This is a genomic window from Candidatus Cloacimonadota bacterium (genome assembly GCA_012522635.1).
Taxonomy (GTDB): Bacteria; Cloacimonadota; Cloacimonadia; order Cloacimonadales; family Cloacimonadaceae; genus Syntrophosphaera.
Genome location: JAAYKA010000121.1, coordinates 1 through 22,332, shown reverse-complemented (window position 1 = coordinate 22,332; position 22,332 = coordinate 1). Strand labels below are relative to the sequence as shown.

The following is a 22,332-nucleotide window of genomic DNA, read 5'->3' as shown; positions in this document are numbered from 1 at the left end:
CTGAATGTAGTTTGTACCGCTGATGATGGTGAAGTTAGCCGGGTTGGTGCCAGTGGTGGACACGCCAACCTTGAACCTTTCCAGTCCATACTGGGCGGTGTGGGACTTTGCCCAGAATTTGATTTCGAGAGGTCTTTCCAAGACGGGCGTGATTAGCCAGTCGTCGTTGGGAGGCGTGGTGGCTGCCATTGCCGCTGCCATTTTTTGTCCACCATGAGGTGTGACGGTTGTGAGCGGCGGAGTGGTTGTGTTCGGATTGAAGATCATGTAGGCCACGGGGTCATAAGCTCCAGGCCAGCTGTAGCCTTGAATACCATAGGTTCCACTCTGATCGACGTCCACTGTGGTCCAGGGAGCGAAGGTGGTCGCGAAATCCGTATAGGTTTCAAAGCCATCCACCAGGATTTCATGGCTGGGCGCCAGTTGGAAGTTCACGGTGGTGGTTTGTCCGGTTACGACAACCACGCCGGTTTGGGTGGCAGGGGCATAGCCTGCAGCGGATGCGGTCACGCTGTGGGTTCCCGCAATCACCTGCATGCTGTAGGCACCGGAGGCGTTTGTGGTTGCAGAAGCATCGCCGCAAGTGATGGTTGCGCCCATGATGGGGGCGTTCTGCTGGTTGCGGACGATACCGGCAATGGTTCCGATCTGAGTGATTTTGGCAAGAGGGTTCGAGAACGTGGGCACGGAGGCCGCGTCGCCGGTGTAGTATGCCTTCACAGCCCATCTGTAGGTTCCGTATGGAACAGTGTTCCACTGGTCGTCCTGCAAGGCTGTGGCGGTGATGGTTTGAGTTGTGAGTTGGGTCCAGGCGGATTCGTTGTTTTCCTGTCCCTGCAGCAAACGCCAGACTCTGTAGCCATTCAGAACACGGTTGTATTTTGGTGTTTCTGAAGCCTCAGGACGAAGGGATTTGGTATAGCTGCGGCTTGCGGGCAGGGGTGAATCCGTGCTTAGGGAAAATTCGCCGTAGGATACGGGATTTCCGATTCCTTTGATTGCGATAGGCGTGATGGCCACAGCGGCTGTGGGAGCCGAATAGCCCACGTAACCTTGGATGCACCAGTTATAGTTCAGTGAGGATGACAGATTGTAGAGGGTGTCCCAGGTTCCGCCGGTTTCAATCATGTTTCCAAAGCCATTGACGGCAGGACCCGGATCGACTCCGGCAGGGTAGGTTCCTTCTGTGTGAGTCACAGCGTATCCAAACCAGAGTTCCTCGCTGCCGCTGATGGGCACAGGTGTATCCAGGATGAGGGTGTTATAAACATCCAGGGTGGCTGGAGTGAAGGGTTGGCTCAGGGCTTGCGTGCCAGGCGCGCTGGCACTTCCGCCAGTCCAGACCTTCAGGGTGAAGGTTGCCGATTCATTTGGCCAGACTTTCACCGCATAGAGGCTTTGGCCGGCATATTCCTGCATATCAGATGCGGGGAAGCGAATCGCAACCGTGAAAGATCCACCGCTGGTGAGACCAATGGCGTTGTTTGAATCAACGTCTGTATAGTAGATCCATTCGCCGCCACCTTCGCCAGGAGCGTTCCAAGTGATATTTACCAAATCCGGACTTGCTTCCGTGGCAACCACATCCGCGGGCGGAAGGGTTATCTCGGTGAGCACGAAGTCCTGGGTGGTGGTTTGGGTTCCAATGATTTGGATTCCCGCTGCGGTTGAGCTTTGATATCCAGCTCTGGAACAGGTCACATCATAGGTTCCCTGATACACCAGGAAGGCGTAGTTTCCGGAGGCGTCAGAAGTTCCGCTGTAGTCTCCGGCTGTGATGGTGGCTCCGCCAACAGGGACGTTTGTGCCAAATTCGGTCACGTTTCCAGTGAGGGTTCCCATCATGCCTTTATGAATTTCGTTCGAGAAAGCGGGGTCGGAGAGCACATTGTTTGTGTATTCCGCTTTCACGGCATATCTATAGATACCGGAAGGCAGAGGCTGCCAGGCGTTGTCCACAAAAGTGGAGTCTGTGATGGTGGCTGTGGTCAGCGGGGTCCAGGTGGCTTCATCTGTTTCATTGCCTTGCAGCAGACGCCAGACCTTGTAGCCAACATGGATGCGCTGAGGCTCGCTGGAAGTGGTTTTTTCCCTTGTGGCAAGCGGAGGCATGCGATCAACCGCTGCTGCGGCTTCCAGCTCGGAAAGTCCGCTCATCCAAACAGGCGCGATGGCAGGTGCGGAGGCGACTGCTCGATCCAGTGCAGGACCGACATAGACATCATCAATATACCAGCCGGCATAGTTCACCACCGTGGTGGCAAACATTTCGAGGGTGATTTCCACGTCGCTCTGTCCGGCGTAAGCGCTCAAGTTGATAACGCGTTCTCTCCACTGCGTGTTTGTGTAGTCCCAGGAAGGACCCCAAACAAGGGTGCCGTTCACATTAACCTGACAGTAGTCGTAATTTCCAAACACATTTTCCCAGCTCCAGAAGCGAAGCTCAGGGTTGTTTATTCCGGCAAGGTTGAAGGTTTTGCTCAGATAGTTTGAGCCGCCGGAGTTTGTATAGTTTGTGTTGATTTTGGTTCCCCACATTCCTGTTCCAGAATAGCAGGCTGGGGGTGGAATCACGGAAGTGCTGCCATAGCTATCCACGAAGTTTGCAACGTCGTATTCGTTGGTCCATTCCCAGTCACCAACAGGGTCCCAGCTTGCGGTTGGAATCCAGCCGCCGTCGTTATTTTCGAAGTCGTCGAAAGGAGGCGCTGCGGTTGGTGAATTCCAGATCAGGCTGACCTGGGTTTGGTCAACGTTTTCGGTTGCGACAACCTGAGAAGGCGGGAAAGCAATTTCTGACAGGGTGAGGGTTCCCATGTCAAAGTTTGATTGTCCAACATCGATGGAACCGGTGAGTTCTTGGTATCCTTCCTTTGAAATTCTGTAACCGTATGTGTTTCCGGAAAGTACGCCGGGGATGCTGAAGTGTCCAGTGGCATCGGTTACGCCGCTGTAGTTCATGATTCCGGTGAGCACGATTTCCGCTTCTTCCAATCCCACAGTGGGTTGATCGCTGCCAACAACGAATCCGGTCACGTTCACAGATTCGGAGGCGGTGAGGTTGAAATCCAGGTTGGTGGTTTCGTTCGCAACCAGGGTGACGGGCAGGGTCATGGATTCAAAACCCAGCTTTGTGGCAGTCACGGTGTAGGTTCCAGGCTGCACGTAAGGGAAGTTGTATTGTCCCTGGGAGTTCGTTGTGGTGTGGAAGATGCTGTCATTGATGTTGATATGTACATCCGCGACGGGGCTGCCTTCTGAAGTCACAGTGCCGTTCAGGGTTGCCATATCTTCAATCACCATGCTAAAGCGCACGTTTGCCCTGTTCGCAGAAAGGGTTCCAGTGGCATAGGTTCCAGCGTCCGTAGAGTCGCTTTGATAGCGCAGGGAGGTATTCACACCTGTGGTGGGTGTATAATAGACTGAGGCATTTTGGGTGTAGCTGCCCGGGATGACGGTGCTGTGTATATTTACCAGGATGTTGGAAACGCCGTCCCAGAAGAAGGGCTGGGTAAGTGTGTGCATGTTCCAACCAGCCACAGGCACAAAGTCGTTGAGATACCAAACCTCTGTGTAGTCTCCGACCTCGAAGGTGGTGGTGAGTACAGATTGGTTTGTGGGCTTCATTTTGATGGTGTAGTTCGGCATCGGGGAGCAGTTATTTGGGCTTTGCACATTAAAGCCGATGGCTGTAATCAATCCAGGTGCCGCGCCGGCTGCGAACATTTCGTCAGCAGTCCACAGATATTGCTGGCGGAAGTTTTTGTAATAGGTTCCGTACGGGGTGGGAACACCAGTGGTGGTGTTTGTCGCGGTTCCGGTTCCGATTGAGATGACGGTGGCTCCGGAAGCCTGTACATCCACAGGATAGTTCGCGGTCTGGTTGTTTTGAGGAATCTCGTCATTGGCCAAAACCACTTTTCCATACAGATAGGTTGGGCCTGTCTGGGTTGGTGTCCAGGGGATTGCCACCTGCAAAATTTCCATGGATTCGATGGTGGGACCGTTTACAGATGCGACTTCAACGTCTCCTGCTGTGAATAGCTTCACTTGATAGTTGGTTTGGGTGTTGATGCCATTGTTTTTGATGGTGATGTCATAATCTGTGGTAATACCAGCGCTGGGAGTTTGGTTTCCACTGATGGCAATCGCGCCCAAATCGTTTTCAATCTGCTGTCCGCTGTAGAAGAAAACAGTTTTTGGGAATTGCGCCACCGCTGTCGCTGTGGGAGGTGCGGTGGTGTCGTATTCAATGGTGTCAGACTGCAGCTTGCGCGTTCTCATCTCAGTTCCAGTCTGGCATTTGAAGTTATCTGAAGTAGAGAAATATGATCCATCCAGAGGACGCTTCACCATCATCACCAGATTCCCCGGTGTGTGCATATATGGGGATTGCAGTTGAATCGTGACAGTGTTTTCACCAGCGGGATAGTCAACATTTCCATCGAAGACCAGGTTCATCTCGGTGGAAGGGATCCACGCGCCCACCAGATCGGTTTGGTTTGTGCTTCCCAACCAGATTTGGGTAGGTTTGTCCATGGTTGTGCTGCTGGTGAAGCTGTTGAAAAAGGCAATGGCAGAGATGGTTCCGCTGGCAAAGCCCAGTTCGTCAGCATAATAGATGGTTTCGAAGAGGGAACCTTTGTAGTAGAAATCCATCGGCATTCGCGCCAGTTGGTCTCCTGCGCCGATTACAGTGTGTTGTCCTGCCGTTGTAAAACTCCAGATGGGGCAGTTTTGAGCATCGCCAATGGCGTTGAAAGGCACAATCTGCCAATAGTAGGTGTTTTCGTTCTCGACGGTTGGATCGTACATGGTCTCGGTTGTTTGTTCAACGAAAGGCGGCGGGTTTGTGGTGCCAAAATGGACTTTATAGCCCAGAGGCGCACCGCCTCCGCTGGACCATCTCAGAACAACATCGCCCAAAATGTTTTGCGCGCCGTTGGCTGGAGAACCCATTATTGGCGGGTTGGGAGGATCGGTTACCACAAGGGCTTCCATGTTGAACCGGATGTTACTGCGGTTCATGGAAACCGTGCCGGTGGCGGCGGTGTGGCCTTCAGCACTGTCACTTTGGAAGCGCAGACTGCTGTTGAAGCCGGTTGCTGTATAGAAAACCGAAGCGTTTTGAGTGTAGCTGCTTTGGAAGAGACTTGTGGCAATGTCCACCAAAATATTCGAAGCGCCATCCCAATTGAAGGGAGTTGTGAATTCGTGGACATTCCAGCCCGTTGTGGGCATAAATCCGTCTTGCATGAAAACTGTTTGATAGTCGCCATCCTCAAATGTGGTTGTTAAAACCGTTTGGGATGTTGTTTTGATGCGAATGGTGAAGTTTGGCATGGGGGAGCAGTTGTTGAGGTTGTCCACATTGAAGGCAAGCGAGTTGATATTTCCCGCCCCTCCGCCAAGGTCCTCTAGTTCCGAAGCCAGTATCAAAAACTGTTGTCGGAAGCTTTTGTACCAGGTTCCGTATGGTGCCGGGACGCCACTTGTGGTATTGGTAGTTGTCCCATCTCCAACGGTCACATTGATCTGAGCATAAACATTACCGCAAATGCTGATGCCCAAAATCAGCAGCAGTGTGAAAAGAAGGGTTCGTTTCATAAGGTTTCTCCTTTTATCCCTTTCGTTTGGTTAACTGTTTGTTTACCATACACTTATCTTATATAAGCGGGGCATCGACAAATGCCGCGCGCCCATTGTCACACTTTATGCTTCTGAAGCCACAAGGCTCCTAAGTGCCATTATGGGAACGTGCGTTATTCTGTAAAGCTTTTTTTTGAATTCACCACATTTCAAGCTTAAATTGATATCAGAATCAATTGTTTTTGCTTGTCTTTTTTTAAAGTATTCCGAAGCTGCCGACCATTTTAACTTGACAGAAAAAGCCCTTCGGTTTGAAAGGATATTCACCTGAAACAGGGCCTATAGCTCAGCTGGTAGAGCTTCCGGCTCATAACCGGATGGTCGGGGGTTCGACTCCCTCTGGGCCCACCATTTATTTTAAAACATCCACCCCAGAATCAACGGGGTGTTTTTTTGTCATCTTTTTCTGGGCTCAATAGAGCGTGCCTGATGCCCCGGACGGAAATGATGAATTCTTCCAATTCAAAATGATTCGCAATCTGTTTGAGAATCACAGCACCAGCCAAAATCACTTTTTCCCGCCCTTGTTGCAATCCAATAATCTGAGCTATTTGGGCTGTTTTGAGCCGGCTATACAGATTGATCTGGCGGGATATTTCATCAATTTTAAGGTGGAAACCGTGAATAATATTTGCATCGAAAGTTTTCAGGGAAAGCGCCACCGAAGCCAGATTTGTAGCCGTTCCGCCGCAGGCGATGACGCGAATCTTTTTTGGAGCCTCAAAGGCAACCCGCAGGGTGTTCTGGACATGGTTTTCGAGGTTTTTGAGCTCTTCAGGAGAAACGGGGTCTTCATTGATGAAAGCCCTTGTGAGTGTGAGAGCACCCAAGGGAATGCTGCTCCAGCTTTTGAGACCCTGAGCGTCTCCAAAGGAAAACTCTGTGCTGCCGCCTCCGGAATCAATCACCAAACCTTGTTCTCCAGTCGGAATTAGCGCGGCTGAGGCACGAAACCCAAGTTCGGCTTCATCCGCGGGACTTAAAACCCTCGTTTTCCAGCCAAAACGTTGTTCCACTTTTTGGATGAAATCTGCCGCATTTGAAGCCCTGCGCAAAGCTTCCGCTCCCACACAGATGACTTCATCAACCCCCAATTCCTCGCATTTTTTCTTCATTTCTGCCAAAGCCGTAAATGTTCTCTCAGCAGCTTGTTCACCAATGCCAGCGCCGTTTTCCAAGTCTTCACCCAAAGCCGTCACCCTGCTCAATTCTGCCAAATCGTGCATCTCACCGTCAAAGTTTTCTGCGATCAGGCATTTAATGGAATTGCTGCCCAAATCGATCACGGCGTGCCGTAACCCGAGTTTTACCGGTGTCAATCTTGTTTTCATCATCATCCCAATTTGCTTATGCCAGTCATATTGTCCAGCATTTTTTGGATGAAACCACAAAAAAGCGGTCTGAAACTCTTAATTTGGAATGATTTTTGATTTATTCCACCTATCCATCTAATTTTTCATTTATTTGATTGACAGATTCATGGCTTCCATCAAACTTGAAAAAATTTCTCTTGAGATTTTTGACTTTAACGATGAAATATCACTAAGTAGCTTGTTTATGAACAGCTTAAAGAGAGGATAAAATGAAGGTCAAAATAATTTTGATCGCCTTGATCCTGGGTATTGGATTCGGCTTATGGGGGCAGGATTTTTATGATACCGATACCGTAAACGACATCCATCTTTATTTCACGCAATCCAATTGGCGCCAAATCTTGAACCAATATTATGCCGCGGGACAAGAGCAACGCCTGGTTGGCACAGCCATCATCAATGGCACCGTTTATGATAGTGTGGGCGTGCGTTTCAAGGGGCACAGCTCCTATAATCCCAACCGGATAAAAAACCCCTTCAACATCAAACTGGACCACATCATTGAGGACCAAAGCATCGGGCCCTACACCACTCTGAAACTGGCAAACGGCTTTTCCGATCCATCCTTCATTCGGGATATTCTGTCCTATGAGGTTGCCCAAAAATACATGCCCGCTTGTTTGGCAAACTTCGCGAGAGTCTATGTAAACGATGTTCTGATCGGGGTTTACAATTCCATCCAAGCGATCAATTCCTATTTCATGCGCACACACCTGCATTGTTCTGGAGAACCCAGATTTAAGTGTGGCACAAACACCTTCGACCCCATTCCTGTCTGGGGCTATCTGGGTCCAAACCAAAGCAGTTACGAACAATATTATGAAATGAAATCCAGCTCCGGTTGGGATGAATTAATCAATTTCACAAACGTGATGTCCAACGACCCGACAAACCTGGCGGAAGTGCTGAACATCGACCGTAATCTTTGGATGATTGCTTTCCAAAACCTGCTGGTAAATCTGGATTCTCCCATCAATGTTTTCCATAATTTCTATCTTTATGGCGACGCCGCGGGCCGCTTCAATCCCATCATTTGGGATATGAACATGTCTTTTGGCGGCTTCATGGGCGGTTCCGCAACCTTGGACCCGCTGCGCAATTCGAACAGCAACACCTACCTTTTGATCAGCCGCATGATGAGTGTGCCGCGCTATAAAAAGATGTATATCGCGCACATGCGCACAATGATGGAGGAAAACTTTGCCAACGGTTGGTTTGCCACTCGAGGTGCTGAATTGCAGGCAATTTGCGCGCCCTACGTGCAGGAAGACCCTAATTTTCTCTATACTTACAACCAATTTGTCTCAAACCTGAACAATTCCGTCCAAGGTGGCGGTCCAGGCTCACCCGGGTCGGTTCCTGGCATCATTCCGTTTATGAACAGCAGAGTGACTTTCCTCCAAAACCACAGCGCCTTCCAAGGCACAATTCCCACCATCACATCAATTGAACACAGCCCTCAGGAACTTGAACAAAACGGCGTTGTACATTTCACGCTCACGGCTCAGGACGCCACTTCCGCCAGACTGGGTCTGCGCCAAAACCTGGCAGACAAATTTGATTATTATGAGATGTACGACGATGGCCAACACAATGATGGCGCTGCTGGAGACGGCATTTTTGGAGTGGAAGTCACCATCGGTGCCGGCGATTTGCAATACTATGGCTGGGCAGAAAACAACAGCCAGGGCGCCTTTTTGCCCGCGCGGGCGGAACATGAATTCTTCGAATCGCCGGTCACATCGGAAGAACCCTTCATTTATATCAATGAAATCCAAGCCAAAAACACCGCCTACGCTGATCCATTCGGCGAATTTGATGACTGGGTGGAACTCTATAATCCGAACGATTATCCGGTTGACATCGCTGGTATGTATATGACGGACAGCCACTACAGCAATGGAATCGACGCTTGGACGCAAATCCCGGCAGGTTTTCCGGATGAAACCACCATCCCGGCTCATGGATATTTGCTTGTGTGGTTTGATGAAGACATGGATCAAGGTCCTTTGCACATCAACGACAAGCTTGGCGGCGCGGCGGATGCGGTTTATCTGATCGCCAGCGACGGCGAAACCGTGATCGACAGCAAAGAATGGGTTGCATCCGACGGTCTGGATGTGAACAACGTCTCGCTTGGGCGCGTTCCGGATGGCGGTCCAGATTGGCAGCTTTTCGGAGTTGGTCAGCCTCTGCCCTGTACACCCGGAGCCACAAATGGTGGAACCGCAAACGTTTTGCCCCAGGTCAGATATGTGAATTACGAGCCATATCCAACCCTTGTGGATTCTCCAGTCACCATTGGAGCCACCATCACAGACAGCGATGGCACGGTCTCACTGGCGGAATTGGTCTGGAAAATGGAACAGGGTCAGGAAAGCCGTAAAGTGATGCAATTATCTACTTCCGATATTTATACAACCCAAATCGGTCCCTTCCCAGAGGGCACGCGCATCATCTACCGCGTCGAAGCAACAGACAATTCCGGCGGCGTCACAGCCTCTCAAACCTACGGCCTGACATGGGCTTATGAATATCCTCAGCTTTATATCAACGAATTCATGGCTTCAAACAGTAACACCGTCACCGATGAATACGGAGAATACGACGATTGGGCTGAAATCTACAACCCCAATGATTTTCCCGTCGATCTGGCTGGATATTACTTCACCGACGACCACTACGATTTTGGCGAAGGAACCTATATAGTGAACCCAATTCCTCATGGTTATGAAGCCCAAACCGTCATTCCGGCACATGGATTCAAGATAATTTGGTTCGACGACGCTCCAGATCAAGGACCCTTGCACGTGATAAACAAGCTTGGCTCCAGTGCTGACGCGATTTACATGATTTCGCCCGATATGATCCATCTCACCGACCAAGTGACTTACCAAAACATTCCCGGACTGGCAACAGACTTATCCTGGGGACGCTATCCTGATGGCGGAGATGTCTGGCGCCTCTTTGGACCAGACCAGGATCTCCCTTGCACGCCAGGTGCTTCAAACTCTGGAACCGCGGTGGATGACGAACTTATCCCCGCTGCCAATCCAGACTGGCTCATGTATCCCAATCCCATGCGTGCCAGCCTCACTTTGGAAATCAAAAACACGGATGAACCCGCCTGGGTGGAAGTTTTCAACATCAAGGGCCAAAAAGTGGCAGAATTCAAAGTTGATGGCAAATCCACCTGGAACGGAACCGACGATTCCGGCAAAGCTCTGGGCAACGGTATCTACCTGATGCGCACAGTTTTGCAAGGAGAAACCTTCACCCGCAGAGTGGGTATTTTCAAGTAAATAACAAGCAAATAAATGAGGCGGATGCGAGTCCGCCTCTTTTTTTGGGTTGAAAAAATATGGATCAAAGAGATTTGAAATCAGCAGAAAAAGCAAATCAGTGCGGGGCGCCAATAAACACCAAAAGCCTCCATATATATTGAACGAGTCTGCTGTATAAGAGTGATATAAACCCTAAACCTATGTTTTCCTTATGATTAGCTTATGAAACATAAGGGATACATAAGGCGGCAACCAAGAAAGCATCAGTTTTATCCCATTCATCCTGCAACCTGCGCTCTTTTTTCCAGAACCAGATCCTCTTGAGTCATCCTTGTGCCCCACCCGATTCTTTATCGGGGGTTATTCGAGGGCGACGAGAATAAAAATGCTATGGGAAAAAAGAAGGAAGCATGTAAACTGCGGTTTTTGGTCTTTATTTTCGTGAAAAACCCCAATTTTACTCCAAATAATCCAGAAAATGAGGATTTCAATTGACAAAAAGGGCAGTCCACACAAATTGCCGGAAATAATCAAATCCGGGCTTGCCCGAAAGAGGTGGAAAATGCGTAAGAGTTTGGTTTTAGCCGTGCTGTTTATAGCCGCATTGGCTTGCCTGCACGGTACGCAACCTTTTTGGAGCCTGGAACCAAGCACACGGCAGATAGAACGGGCTGATTCCCTGACGGGGTTCGACATCACCAAGTATGTGATAAACTTGCAGATAGACACACAAAGCCGCTTCATTGACGGTATGGTGGAAGCTCAGGTGACACCGCTTTGGGGCATAGACAGTATTTCCTACGAACTGGAAGGAGATTCCCTTTTTGTGAGTCAGGTTTTGCTGAACGACGTGCCGGTTTATTTCAGCCACGAGGCTGGTGTTATAAACATTCCACTTCCGCCTGCAACGCGCAACTCTTTCATTACCAAGGTGTTCTATTCCGGAGTGCCCAGCCGCAGTCCCTCGCCATACAACATTGGCATGATTTTCACCTCAAATTCGGTTTACACTCTTTCCAATCCAGACGCGGGCAGATATTATTGGCCCTGCTACGACCATCCTTGGGATAAAGCTTTGGTGGATTGGAATATACGCGTCCGGGAAGACTGGCTGGTGGGGGCAAATGGCATCCGCACCGGCATCACCGACCATGGCGATGGAACCCGCAGTCACCATTGGTCATGTTCCTCTCCTGTGGCAACTTACGTGATGGGTTTTGCCGCGGCTCCCTATATCGAATTTCACCAGCAGGCGGGTGATATTCCCATCCAGAATTTCGTGTTGCCTGGACAGTTGAATAATGCCCAGATGGATTTTGCCAACACCCCTGCCATGATTGATTATTATAACTCGGTTTTTGGGCCATATCCCTTTGAAAAATATGGACATATGGTGGTGAATATGGCGACCTACGCGGCGATGGAACATCAAACCATGACCACCTACGGTTCGCAATATCTCACCGGCGACAGGCGTTATGAACATATTGTGGCTCATGAACTTGCGCATCAATGGTATGGAAATCTGGTGACCCCCATCACCATGCGTGAAGTGTGGCTTAAAGAGAGTTTTGCCACTTATTCGGAATTTTTGTGGGAGGCGCATCATTACGGCTGGGAACAGGGCTGCATCTATCTGCGGGACAAGATTCAACAATACTATCTGAGCTGGGAAAACAGCAACGGACCTCAAACCATTTTTGACCCCGCTTACAATATGATGTTCGCGCCGCCGACCTATCAAAAATCCGCGTCCGTGCTGCATATGTTGCGCCTGAAGATGGGAAATGATGATTTCTTTGATTTTATCCGTTCCATCATTACCACCTACCCGAACGGAAACATCAACACAGCGGAGTTTGTGGATTTGGCTCAGCAGACCTGCGGACAGGATTTGGGACAGTTTTTCCAGCAATGGATCTATTCTCCGGGAGTTCCCAACGCCACTTTCAGCGTTTTGCACAACGGCGCCGGAACCGGCAAAATCCTTGCCAGAACTCAAAGCCCCACTTCCACACTTTTTGATATCGAGGTGCCGATTGGGATTCCGGGTTCCGCGGTTGCGGATTCTCTGGTGATTCGTGCTACTGCAGGTGGCTATGTAAACTATTTTCCCATGGCACTTTCCGATGATATTTCCAATCTTGAAATTGACCCCAACCATTGGGTTTTGACCCGCTCTTTCAGCCAAGATAAGCTGCAAATGGGAACCTGTTTGGCTTATGATGGCGCGGTGGATTTAACCTGGTTTCCTTGGCCGGGAGAGCTTTCCCTGGCTGGATATCATGTGCATCGTAAACTTATGCCAGATGGTGAATTCCAGCAATTGACGGACGCGCCGCTGACCAATCTGGCATTTACGGACATCAATGTAACAAACGGGAACACATATCTTTACAGGATTACAGCCGAAGATATGGAAGGTTTTCAAACCCAGCCTTCCAACGTGATGGAAGCAAAACCAATTGAATTCCTTTTCGATCAGGGTGTCCTGATTGTGGATGAAACCCGCGATGGCACCGGAGTGAATATCTCGCCCACAGACGCGGAAGTTGATGAGTTCTATCACTTTGCGATGAACGGCATGGTTTATGAGCAGTGGGATTTGGATTTGCAGCCGAACCTGGAACTGGAAACACTTTCTCATCATCCACTGGTGTTGTGGCACAGCGACGATTTTTCAGACCTGCAGATTATAAATTATCTGGATATTATTGGCAGTTATGTGCTTAGCGGCGGAAAACTCATCATTTCCGGCTGGAAATATCCCTCGCAGTTCGATGAGGCATTTTTGAACAAATTCCTGCCCGGCGTGACGCCGCAACTGGTGAACGCACCCGCGTTAACTGCTTTGGAATCAAATAGTTATCCGACTCTCCATCCAGATCCGGACAAACTTGCCGCGCCTTGGAACGGAATGCTTCCCATGAGCTATGTTTTTCCCGGCGCTTCAAACGTGCTTTATAATGCTAACTTGGTGGGAAATGAGGCACTTAACGGACAACCCGCAGCCTTCAGGGTGGAAAATGGAGGAAGCATGGTCTTGCTCGGTTTTCCGCTCTATTTCATGATGCGGGATGAAGTGCGGGACTTTTTGGGACAGTTGATTCCGGAACTCTATCCCCAGGTGGGAGTTAACGATGAGAATATCACCGGAGTGGAATTCATAATCAGTTGTTATCCCAATCCCTTCAGCCGCGCAAACGGTCTGGATATCAGTTTCCCAAAAAACCTGGAACCCTTTGAAATAAACCTCTATAATATCAGGGGACAAAAGCTTGGCAACATCAAAACCAGCACGTTTGAAGGCAAGGGCGGCAAAGTCCGCTGGGACGGCCGCGACCAATACGGCAAAACCCTGCCTTCGGGCGTGTATCTGGTTGAAATGCTTAGCGATAAACATCGTCAAATTCTAAGGGTGGTGATGTTGGATTGATGGTGGGCATCTGTTTGTGGAGTTCTCGGTATAATAAACCTTTACTAAATAACGTACTTAAATAACTTGGCATTATTGCGGCTGGGTGAGACTAAAAGCCCCTGCAAACGCCGCCATTTCAAGCTTTTAAAAAAATCAAATAAATAAGGAAGACTTGATGTCAACACCAAAACCAATTCTCGAGTTGCGCGAAAAACGGGAAAAAGCCCAGCTGGGTGGAGGCCCGAAACGCATTGCCTCTCAACATGAAAAAGGCAAGCTTACCGCGCGCGAACGCATCAATCTGCTGGTGGATCCGGACAGTTTCGAAGAATTCGATATGTTCGTAACTCACCGCTGCACGAATTTTGACATGGAAAAACAAGTTTATCCAGGCGATGGAGTTGTAACTGGCAGTGCCACTGTAAACGGTCGCTTGGTCTATGTTTTTGCTCAGGATTTCACCGTCATCGGCGGCTCGCTTTCCATCGCCTATGCCGAAAAAATCTGTAAAATTATGGACATGGCGCTGAAAAACGGTTGCCCCGTGATTGGTCTGAATGACAGCGGCGGCGCCCGCATCCAGGAAGGCATCGATGCCTTGGCTGGATACGCGGAGATATTTTGGCGCAACGTGATGTCCAGCGGGGTGATACCCCAAATTTCCGCCATCATGGGCCCCTGCGCTGGCGGTGCGGTTTATTCCCCCGCCATCACAGACTTTGTGATCATGGAAAAGCATAACAGTTATATGTTTGTGACCGGTCCCAAGGTAGTGAAAACTGTTTTGAACGAAGATGTGAGCACCGCGGATCTCGGCGGCGCGGAAGTTCATTCCGGAAAAAGCGGCGTGGCTCATTTCATCACCGGCAGCGAAGAAGAAACCTTGATGCTAATCAAAAAGCTGCTCAGCTATCTGCCTTCCAACAATATGGAAGATCCGCCCTACCAGCCTCCGCAGGATCCTGTGGATCGTCCCTGCGCCGTGCTGGACACCCTGGTTCCCGATAATCCAAATAAACCCTACGATATGCTGGATATCATCAGCGAAATTACCGACGACAACGAATTTCTGCAGGTGATGATGAATTTTGCGCCAAACATGATTGTGGGCTTCGCCCGCATGAACGGCTTTCCGGTCGGCATAGTTGCCAACCAGCCCAAAATTCTGGCTGGAGTTTTGGATATTGATGCCTCCATCAAAGCAGCGCGTTTTGTGCGTTTTTGCGATGCCTTCAACATTCCGCTCATCGTGTTGGAAGACGTTCCCGGTTTCCTGCCTGGCACAAATCAGGAACACAATGGCATCATTCGCAACGGAGCCAAGATGCTCTATGCTTTTGCCGAGGCGACGGTTCCCAAAATCACCGTGATTATTCGAAAAGCCTACGGCGGTGCATATTGCGTGATGAACAGCCGCCACATGCGGGCAGACCTGGTTTATGCCTGGCCCAGCGCTGAGATTGCCGTGATGGGTCCCAAAGGCGCAGTGGAAGTGATTTTCCGCAAAGAGATTCAAGCCTCTGAAGATCCCAAGCAAACACTTTTGGATAAAGAAAGCGAATATGCCAAAAAATTCGCAAATCCATACGCGGCCGCTGAAAGGGGTTACATCGACGATATTATTGAGCCTTCCCGCACGCGTTTCCGCCTCATCCGCGCGCTGGAAATGCTGGCAAACAAAAAAGACAGCATCCCACCCCGCAAACACGGAAACATTCCCCTTTAGGAGATAAAGCGATGTCCCGCAAAATATTACTATTGGCTTTTGCCATGATCTGGGTCCTGATTTTGGGTGCCCAGGAAGCGGATATAGATTCCGAAATAGCAGAGCCTACCCTGGAAGAACTGCAAAGCCAAATCCATGCCGTAAGTGACAGTCTGGTGGAAATGCGAGAAAGCGCCATCCTGAGCGAATTTGGCATCAAGGTGACTGACAAACTGAAGGATGTGGCAGAAAAACTGGAAATTCAAGACATCGTTCGCTGGAAATCCTATTTGGAAATCGAACCGGAAAACGAGACTTTGGACGAAAAAAGCCTGCGCAACCTGGGCATCACACCCTATCGCGCGCTTTTAGCTCAACAGTATAGTATTTATGGTTTTACGGAACTGAGCACCCTGGGTTACCTTGCCCGGCAAAAACAGATTCCCATCAAAAAACTGCGCGAATTTGTTGGGGTTAAAAGCACAGATAAAAGCCGCGATCAACAATCGCTGCAGTCATTTAACAAAACACCGGAAGATATGGTGGATTTTGAAAATAAATTCAAGGAAGGGAAGCTGGGCTATGGATTGTACATCTTGCTTTGGGGTGTATCCTTCGTATTTTCAGCCCTGGCCATCACGGCTGTTGCCATTGGTCAGCTTCGCCGCTTGAATCGTGAACCCAAAAAAGGCAAAGCGGATCTGGTTTTGGACTCTGCCGGAAACGTGAAGACCAAAGCCCCCGACCTCGACGTCCATGTGATTGCAGCCGTAATCGCCGCTTTCCACATTCACAAGCAAAGCATCGAAGAGCGCCGCAGACTGCTGCTCACTTTCAAACGTCCACATTCAGACCAATGGCGCGGAAGTGCCATCCTGAACATGCCAAACCGCCACATCCTGCGTAAAAGGAGTAAATAAATCGTGAAAACATACAATTTGATAATTGGTGGCCAGCGCTATGAAGCCAGAGTGCTGGAATACAGCCCCGACCATGCCAAGATTAACATCAATGGCACAGACTATCTCATCCAGGTGGAGCAGGATGGGCGTCCCGACGTTCCCGTCCTTCCCGCTCAGGAACAAGCCCTGCCTATGGGCCCCAACTTTTCCAGTGATTTTGTTTCCGGCTCCGGAGAGATTCGTTCTCCCCTGCCCGGTGTGATTGTTTCCATCAAGGTCAAAAAAGGCGACAAGGTCAAAAAAGGCCAAACCATCATGGTTTTGGAAGCCATGAAAATGGAATCCGATATCGCCGCTCCGGTTGATTGTGTGGTGGAAACCATCCACGTTCAGGAGCGCGCACCCGTGCATGAAGGTGACCTGCTTATGACTCTCAGTGGTCTTGAGATTTCTGAAAAACCTGTTGCCAGACAGGATACCAAAAAGCCCGTGCGAACTCCTGAGCCTCAACCTGTGTTCCAACCAAAGGATAACGCGGTTCGCGCGCCCCTGCCTGGAGCCATCATTGAGGTTAAAGTCAGCCCGGGGCAGATGATTAAAAAAGGCGACCTGATTCTCACTCTCGAAGCCATGAAAATGGAATCCGAGATCCACAGCAGCCTCAGCGGCAGGGTTGTGAAAGTGAATGTCAGCAAAGGTGACTTGGTTCAAGAAGGCGATCCTCTCGTGGAGTTGGAGGTTTTGCCGTGAGTGAATTCCTGCAAATCTTGAACACAACCGGTTTTGTCAATATCACCTGGGGAAATGTGATTATGCTGGTGGCTGGGATTGTGTTCGTATTTCTGGCCATCAAAAAAGAATTTGAACCACTGTTGCTGCTGCCCATCGGCTTTGGCATCATTGTTGGAAACATTCCCGGAATGATGGAACAAGGCTTGGGTGTGGCGAACGAAGGCAGCGTGTTGTACTATCTGTACTTCGGTGTGAATAAAGGTATTTACCCTGCCCTCATCTTTTTGGGTATCGGAGCCATGACCGATTTCAGCACCCTAATCGCGAACCCCAAGCTCATCCTTTTGGGAGCTGCTGCTCAGGTTGGCATCTTTGGCACCTTTATAGGAGCCATGCTGTTGGGATTCAACGTTTTGGAATCCGCCTCCATCGGCATCATCGGCGGCGCTGACGGTCCCACTTCCATCTTCCTGGCTTCGAAATTGGCGCCCCATCTGATCGGCTCAATCGCGCTGGCGGCATATTCCTACATGGCACTGGTACCGGTGATTCAGCCTCCCATCATGAAGCTGCTGACCACACCCAAAGAGCGTGTGATCCGCATGAAACCGCCACGCCAGGTGTCCAAAAAAGAAAAGATTATCTTCCCTGTGCTGGCTTTCATCGTTACCTCCGTCATCGCGCCTGGTGGTGCAATCCTTCTTGCCATGCTGTTTTTGGGTAATTTGTTGAAGGAAAGCGGCGTCACCGAACGTTTGGCTGGAACCGCGCGCACCTCGCTGGTGGATATTGTGACCATCCTGGTCGGCTTCACAGTTGGCGCCAAAACCACCGCCGACGTGTTTTTGACCAAGCAATCTCTCGGTATCTTTTTCCTGGGAGCCTTTTCTTTTGCCGTTGCCACAGCCTTGGGCGTACTTTTCGCCAAATTCATGAACCTCTTTTTGAAGGACAAAATCAACCCGCTCATCGGAAACGCCGGAGTGTCCGCGGTTCCCGCCAGCGCCCGTGTTTCACAGGTGATGGGGCAAAAATATGACCCAACCAACTATCTTTTGATGCATGCCATGGCCCCGAACGTGGCTGGCGTTATTGGCTCCGCCGTCGCTGCTGGTGTGTTGCTGGGAATTTTGGGAAGCTAAAATAACCCTTTACAACGAAGCCCCGCTGGGATATAATGTCCTCAAGGGGATTTGAATGAAAAAACTTAGTTCGACTCTAATGCTTGTGGCGCTGGTTTTCGCGCTGGGAGCGACCAAGTATGCGGGAGAAATCTTCCAGCTTGGCGCCGGCGCGCAAAACCAGGCCATGGGCAATACCGGCCTCACTTTGCAGAGCTCTTTGGCTGCGGGTTGGTGGAATCCGGCTTTGCTGGCTGAAACCGGTTCTGGCGGTGTGGAACTGATGCGGGTGGAGCATTTCGACGGTCTATTGCAGCAAAACCAGCTTTCAGCCGTCTTTGGAAGCAAAACGCGCGCTTCACTGCAGGTTAACCACCTCGCCATCAACGACATCAAGCTCACCCAGTTGGAAAATCCTGCCGATTCTCTAAGTAATGATAATCGCCCCGAAATCTGGAAAACGGTGTCCAACCATGATCTCATTGTTAGCGGTGGCTTGGCGCGCCAGATGAACCAACACATTTTCCTGGGTTTGAGCCCCAAGCTGGCCTATCGCAGGCTGGCAGAGCATTCCGGCTTTGGTTTCGGAGCGGATTTTGGTCTGCTGTGGGATAGCGGCAGGGGTGTTCGCGCCGCGGCGAATCTCCGCGATTTCTTTTCAACTCAAATCATCTGGGAAAACGGCAGCCACGAGATTGCAATCCCAAATCTTGACCTCGAAGTTGGTTATTCGCAACAACTCTTTAAAACCAATATCCCCATACACTTGGCGCTGAGGACTCAGGTTTTTGCGGAAGGACGTGGGGAAGCCTCAAACTTCTCAGCCGGGGATTTCAGCGCGGATTTGCATGCCGGTGTGATGGTGAGCCCCGTTCCACAATTAAATATCATGACGGGCTGGGATGCCGGAAGTTTCACTGCCGGACTGGGCTTGCGTCACAAGGCTTTGGGTTTGGATTTTGCCTGGCGCGACGGCTCGACAGATGAGTTGGGCGCGTCCCGACGTCTCTCTCTAAGTTATACATGGTGAAAAATATAGCGCTGCTGGGGGCGACGGGTTCCATCGGAACTTCCACCCTGGCTGTGCTGCGTGAGCAGCGGCTGCGATTTTCACCTGTCCTCGTTTCCGCGCACACAGATTGGCAAAAGCTTCTGCCCATTTGCCAGGAATTCGGAGTTTCAAACGCGGTTTTCACCGGCATTGAAAACCCAACTCTCCAGGATCGCCTTCGTAATGAAAACCCGAACCTCAAACTTTGGTTCGGCGAGGATGAACTGCTGCAAGCTCTTGCCAGCGAGGAATATCACATCGCTTTGAACGCCATCAGCGGTTCGGCGGGACTGAGAGCGAGTTTTGCCATTGTGGAACGCGGTGCCAGATTGGCTTTGGCGAACAAGGAATCCCTGGTTATGGCTGGGCATCTGCTTATGCCGCTGGTCGCGAAAAAAAATGTGGAACTTCTGCCTGTCGATAGCGAACACAGCGCCATTTTCCAAGCTATTGGCAAGCATCCAAGTTCCGAGATTCGGCGCCTGCACATCACCGCTTCAGGTGGAGCTTTCAGAAAACTTCCCCTGGAGGATTTTCCCAAAATCACACCCGACCAGGCTTTGAAGCATCCAAATTGGGACATGGGCGCCAAGGTTACTCTGGACAGCGCCACCATGTTCAACAAAGCCTTGGAAGTGATGGAGGCGCACTGGCTTTTCGGTTTACCATATCAAAAAATCGAAGCGGTCATCCATCCGCAATCCATCATTCATTCTTTGGTGGAATTTATCGATGGCTCTTTTTTGGCTCAGATGGGCATGCCAGACATGAAACTGCCCATCCTGTATGCGCTTGGCTGGCCTGAACGCCTTTCCTCCGAGCTGGTGAAAACCGATATTCCCAGCCTGACAAAACTGGAATTCGAAAGCATCGACAGGGAGCGCTATCCTCTTTTCCAACTGGGACTTGAGGTTGCCAAAGCTGGAGGCATTCTGCCCACGGTGCTGAACAGCGCCAACGAAGCAGCCCTGAAGCTTTTTTTGGATGGGCGCGTGTCTTTTCCTGATATTCATCACATTTGTGCCGCAACGGTTCAAAACCATCCTAATATTTCCTCACCCACTCTTGAAGAGATAATCCACACCAACACAAGCGTTTATAAAAACATAATTGACGATTACACAAATTATTGACCTTTTTCATGCCATGATCCGAGGAGGAATTTCATGAACTCCAAAACCTATGCCTATCTTTGGTTTAAGAGCCGCGGCGCCAGCCAGGATGAGATAATCCGGGAAACCGGGATTACCCCGCAGGAATATGAAGAACTGGAACGCGCTCAGGCTCAGACACTTGAGCAAATCAAACGCGACCAGCATCGCTCCGAAACAATCGGACCCGATTTTGTGCGCCTCACACGCTACATTTACGGTGGCGCCAGCGCTCAAATGCAGGGAAAACCCTGTCCCCCAGTTGTTAACCCGCCTTCTGGTGAATTCATCCCGCTGCCAAATGTGGATGAACTGCCCGAACCCACGCTCAGCATGAAACAAGCCATCCACCAGCGCCGCAGTTTGCGTGAGTATTCCGCTAAACCTTTTACCCTGCAGGAGCTTTCTTTCATGCTTTGGGCGAGTTGCCAAGTCAACGAACTGCGTCAGGGCAAAAATATCGAAATCACCCGTCGCCAGGTTCCATCCGCGGGAAGCCGCCATCCCTTTGAGTGTCATCTACTTATCAACCGTGTGGAAGGCATCCCCACCGGGCTTTATTACTATCATCCCATCCAACATGGTCTCATCCTGCGCGAAAGCGGCCCCGATATCGCTGCCCGCGTCTTGGAAGCCTGTCGGGATCAGGAAATGGTGGTTCGTTCCGCTTTCACGCTCATTCTTTCAGCCCGACCCTATCGAACAGCTTGGCGCTATCAGCAGCGTTCCTATCGCTATCTGTATGTGGATGCGGGACATGTGGGACAAAATGTCCACCTCGCCGCGGAAGCCCTGAACGCGGGAAGCTGCATGGTTGGAGCCTTCACGGATGAACTTCTGGACGCCTGTCTGGGTCTGGATGGAATTGAGGAATTTGCCATTTATGTGATGCCGGTTGGCAAAAAGCCCTAATCTCATCCTGCCGTAAAAACCCCAAAAACCCTGTGGAAAGCAGGCTGTAGCCCGATTATGCCAAGTTTCCGGCTCAACTCTAAGGCGAATATCCAAAACAGGTCTGCCAGATAACTCCATATATCAAGAACGAGTCTGTTGTTTTTCTCTTTCTTTAGCGTAAGCCTTTGACATCCTTAACTTTGCTTTAAAAAGTAAAGGGAGACATAAGGCGGCAAGCAGGAAGCAGCACTTTTTTAGGAAAAAAGACCTTGACTCAATTTGAGGATTTATTAATAATGAAATAAGTCTTTTGGATATATAGTTTGTGATTGAAGAGGGGTGTCAAAGGTCTTTCAAGAACCAGAAATAACGGCTTTTGTTTATGCTCGTTTTGATGTTTTCAAAAATCTTCCTTGACAAAACACGCAATTTTCAAGCTTGTATTAAGCTATATCACGAATGCTTATGAAATTGAGAAAAATGATTGGCAATATAATAAAAGTTGTGATGGATTGGTTTGACATCAACAACTTATCAATAGGAGATTCTTATGAAAAAAGCAGTATTCCTGTTAGCTATCCTTGTTTTCAGTATAGCTCTAAACGCTTTTCTTTATGACTCAGTTTCTGATCTAGAGAGAAGGGCACGGGCAGGCGATGAACGTGCGCAATTCACCCTCGGCTTAAAATATGGTAATGGAGATGGCGTTGCCAGAAATAACAATACAGCTTATTTTTGGGTATTGATTGCTGATGCTTTTGGATATAATGATCAGCATGGTATAATAACATTTATGGCTTCGAAGCTAAGTGCTGCTGAACGTGCACAGGTTCAGAATAGTGCAGTTGAGTGGATTAGGGTTAACCCCAACTACTATTCAAGTGATAAAAATGCTGCTATCAATTGGATAAGAACTCACGGAGCAAACTTTGAGTATTTGAATTCTCTATTGCAATTAAAGTAAATGATGTAGTTATCTACTGAATGCAATATTATTGATGGAATCCACTTACACAATTTGATTGTGAATGTAGAGGTATATAAAAGGGCCT

At 49.7% G+C, this 22,332-nt stretch carries 12 protein-coding genes and 1 tRNA gene; 11 read left to right on the top strand and 2 right to left on the bottom strand.

The features are described from left to right. A partial coding sequence (locus tag GX135_06325; protein ID NLN85702.1) for a hypothetical protein occupies nt 1–5,607 on the bottom strand: 5,607 nt, incomplete at its 3' end. Nucleotides 5,608–5,924: 317 nt separating this feature from the next. Between GX135_06325 and GX135_06320 the strand changes: the two genes are divergently transcribed. Further along, a tRNA-Ile gene (locus GX135_06320) sits at nt 5,925–6,000 on the top strand. 26 nt (nt 6,001–6,026) lie between these two features. Here the strand turns inward: GX135_06320 and GX135_06315 are convergent. Continuing rightward, nucleotides 6,027–6,980, bottom strand: a complete 954-nt coding sequence (locus GX135_06315) for a Ppx/GppA family phosphatase (protein NLN85701.1) — start codon at nt 6,978–6,980, stop codon at nt 6,027–6,029. A gap of 251 nt (nt 6,981–7,231) precedes the next feature. Between GX135_06315 and GX135_06310 the strand changes: the two genes are divergently transcribed. From GX135_06310 to GX135_06265, 10 genes are all read left to right on the top strand, one after another. Beyond that, nucleotides 7,232–10,324, top strand: coding sequence for a T9SS type A sorting domain-containing protein (locus GX135_06310; protein NLN85700.1), 3,093 nt, complete (start codon nt 7,232–7,234; stop codon nt 10,322–10,324). 544 nt (nt 10,325–10,868) lie between these two features. After that, entirely contained in the window at nt 10,869–13,742 is a 2,874-nt protein-coding gene (locus GX135_06305; GenBank protein NLN85699.1) for a T9SS type A sorting domain-containing protein, read from the top strand. Between the two features lie 157 nt (nt 13,743–13,899). Continuing rightward, nucleotides 13,900–15,450 (top strand): acyl-CoA carboxylase subunit beta, encoded by a 1,551-nt coding sequence (locus GX135_06300; protein ID NLN85698.1) that lies wholly within the window; start codon nt 13,900–13,902, stop codon nt 15,448–15,450. Between the two features lie 11 nt (nt 15,451–15,461). Beyond that, the gene (locus GX135_06295) at nt 15,462–16,349 is read left to right on the top strand and encodes an OadG family protein (protein NLN85697.1); all 888 of its coding nucleotides are present in this window, start codon (nt 15,462–15,464) and stop codon (nt 16,347–16,349) included. Nucleotides 16,350–16,523: 174 nt separating this feature from the next. Further along, nucleotides 16,524–17,081, top strand: coding sequence for a biotin/lipoyl-binding protein (locus GX135_06290; protein ID NLN85696.1), 558 nt, complete (start codon nt 16,524–16,526; stop codon nt 17,079–17,081). Between the two features lie 62 nt (nt 17,082–17,143). After that, the gene (locus tag GX135_06285) at nt 17,144–18,205 is read left to right on the top strand and encodes a sodium ion-translocating decarboxylase subunit beta (protein ID NLN85695.1); all 1,062 of its coding nucleotides are present in this window, start codon (nt 17,144–17,146) and stop codon (nt 18,203–18,205) included. Between the two features lie 55 nt (nt 18,206–18,260). After that, nucleotides 18,261–19,214 carry a hypothetical protein gene (locus tag GX135_06280; GenBank protein ID NLN85694.1) on the top strand — a complete coding sequence of 318 codons (954 nt, stop codon included), beginning with the start codon at nt 18,261–18,263 and terminating at the stop codon, nt 19,212–19,214. Further along, nucleotides 19,208–20,368: a 1-deoxy-D-xylulose-5-phosphate reductoisomerase gene (locus GX135_06275; protein ID NLN85693.1), complete on the top strand. Its 1,161-nt coding sequence runs from the start codon at nt 19,208–19,210 to the stop codon at nt 20,366–20,368. The genes GX135_06280 and GX135_06275 overlap by 7 nt, the downstream gene beginning before the upstream one ends. 33 nt (nt 20,369–20,401) lie before the next feature. Then, nucleotides 20,402–21,298 carry a SagB/ThcOx family dehydrogenase gene (locus GX135_06270; protein ID NLN85692.1) on the top strand — a complete coding sequence of 299 codons (897 nt, stop codon included), beginning with the start codon at nt 20,402–20,404 and terminating at the stop codon, nt 21,296–21,298. Nucleotides 21,299–21,830: 532 nt separating this feature from the next. Next, nucleotides 21,831–22,244, top strand: coding sequence for a hypothetical protein (locus GX135_06265; GenBank protein ID NLN85691.1), 414 nt, complete (start codon nt 21,831–21,833; stop codon nt 22,242–22,244). Nucleotides 22,245–22,332 lie beyond the last annotated feature (88 nt).

Coding starts and splice junctions, on each gene's coding strand:
- GX135_06300 (NLN85698.1), top strand. CDS start 13,900: ATGTCAACACCAAAACCAATTCTCGAGTTGCGCGAAAAACGGGAAAAA.
- GX135_06275 (NLN85693.1), top strand. CDS start 19,208: ATGGTGAAAAATATAGCGCTGCTGGGGGCGACGGGTTCCATCGGAACT.
- GX135_06315 (NLN85701.1), bottom strand. CDS start 6,980: ATGAAAACAAGATTGACACCGGTAAAACTCGGGTTACGGCACGCCGTG.
- GX135_06270 (NLN85692.1), top strand. CDS start 20,402: ATGAACTCCAAAACCTATGCCTATCTTTGGTTTAAGAGCCGCGGCGCC.
- GX135_06305 (NLN85699.1), top strand. CDS start 10,869: ATGCGTAAGAGTTTGGTTTTAGCCGTGCTGTTTATAGCCGCATTGGCT.
- GX135_06290 (NLN85696.1), top strand. CDS start 16,524: ATGGGCCCCAACTTTTCCAGTGATTTTGTTTCCGGCTCCGGAGAGATT.
- GX135_06265 (NLN85691.1), top strand. CDS start 21,831: ATGAAAAAAGCAGTATTCCTGTTAGCTATCCTTGTTTTCAGTATAGCT.
- GX135_06280 (NLN85694.1), top strand. CDS start 18,261: ATGAAAAAACTTAGTTCGACTCTAATGCTTGTGGCGCTGGTTTTCGCG.
- GX135_06310 (NLN85700.1), top strand. CDS start 7,232: ATGAAGGTCAAAATAATTTTGATCGCCTTGATCCTGGGTATTGGATTC.
- GX135_06295 (NLN85697.1), top strand. CDS start 15,462: ATGTCCCGCAAAATATTACTATTGGCTTTTGCCATGATCTGGGTCCTG.
- GX135_06285 (NLN85695.1), top strand. CDS start 17,144: ATGCTGGTGGCTGGGATTGTGTTCGTATTTCTGGCCATCAAAAAAGAA.